At 70.7% G+C, this 1,078-nt stretch carries 2 protein-coding genes; one reads left to right on the top strand and one right to left on the bottom strand.

The features are described 5' to 3' along the window. On the top strand, positions 1 to 367 hold a 367-nt coding region (locus G3O00_RS42740), incomplete at its 5' end, for a macro domain-containing protein (RefSeq protein WP_206146601.1). A 34-nt stretch (positions 368 to 401) separates the two neighbouring features. Here G3O00_RS42740 and trmL read toward each other — a convergent pair. After that, the gene (gene trmL / locus G3O00_RS42735; protein WP_011353282.1) at positions 402 to 872 is read right to left on the bottom strand and encodes a tRNA (uridine(34)/cytosine(34)/5-carboxymethylaminomethyluridine(34)-2'-O)-methyltransferase TrmL; all 471 of its coding nucleotides are present in this window, start codon (positions 870 to 872) and stop codon (positions 402 to 404) included. Positions 873 to 1,078 lie beyond the last annotated feature (206 nt).

Here is a 1,078-nt window from a genome sequence, read left to right as displayed (position 1 = left end):
TTGCCGCACGCTCGGCGGCTGCGAGACGGGCGACGCCAAGCTCACGCGCGGCCACGGGCTGCCGGCGCGCTACGTGATCCATGCGGTCGGGCCGGTGTGGCACGGCGGCGGGAGCGGCGAGGCCGACCTGCTCGCGTCGTGCTACCGGCGCGCGATCGAGCTGGCCGAGGAGGTCGCGGCGACGTCGATCGCGTTCCCGGCGATCAGTTGTGGCATCTATCGCTATCCGGCTGAAGAGGCCGTCGAGATCGCAGTGGGCACCGTCGCCGAAATGTTGCCGCAGGCGCCGAACCTCGCACGCGTGGTGTTCGCGTGCTTTTCTCCCGACATCTACGACCTGTATCGCACGCGGCTCGCGCGGACGTGACGCGTCACACGGCGCGGGATGCGCCGCGCAAGCGTCATGCGCCGCCTTCGAAGCCGGCCTGGCGCCACGCTTCGAACACGACCACCGCGACCGTGTTCGACAGGTTCAGGCTGCGGTTGTCCGGCCGCATCGGCAGGCGCACGCGCTGTTCGTTCGGGAAGCGCTCGAGCAGTTCGGCGGGCAGGCCGCGCGTTTCCGAGCCGAACACGAACCAGTCGCCGGGCAGGAACGCATGATCGTGGAAGCGGCCCGAGCCGCGCGTCGTGAACGCGAACATCCGCGCGGGGTCAGGCGTTTCCGCCGCGACGAACGCGTCCCAGTCGCGGTGCACGCGCATCTGCGCATACTCGTGATAGTCGAGGCCCGCGCGGCGCATCCGCGCGTCGTCGAGCGGGAAGCCGAGCGGTTCGATCAGGTGCAGGCGCGCGCCCGTGTTGGCGCACAGGCGGATCACGTTGCCGGTGTTCGGTGGAATTTCGGGGGCGACGAGGACGACGTTGAACATGTTTCGGTCTGGCTGGGCCGACCGGGGCGGCGCAATGCGCGCGTTCCCGGCCGGCCGGTTCATGGCGGCCGCCGCCGTGTTCGGGCGGCTGGCCTCTCTATCTAATTAATCCCTGGCGGTGCGCAGCGCAACCAGATTCGTCACGCGCGCGGCGCCCGCCGCCTTCAGCGCGTGTGCGGCGGCCGCGAGCGTCGCGCCGGACGTCA

It is taken from the genome of Burkholderia sp. Ac-20384 (assembly GCF_017104605.1).
GTDB classification, from domain to species: domain Bacteria; phylum Pseudomonadota; class Gammaproteobacteria; order Burkholderiales; family Burkholderiaceae; genus Burkholderia; species Burkholderia lata.
Note: the sequence above shows the minus strand (reverse complement) of the source record. Positions and strands in the feature narration are given on the sequence as shown.

What these genes read in the sequence shown, in the direction of transcription:
- trmL (WP_011353282.1), bottom strand. Translation starts at nt 872, where the DNA reads ATGTTCAACGTCGTCCTCGTCGCCCCCGAAATTCCACCGAACACCGGC.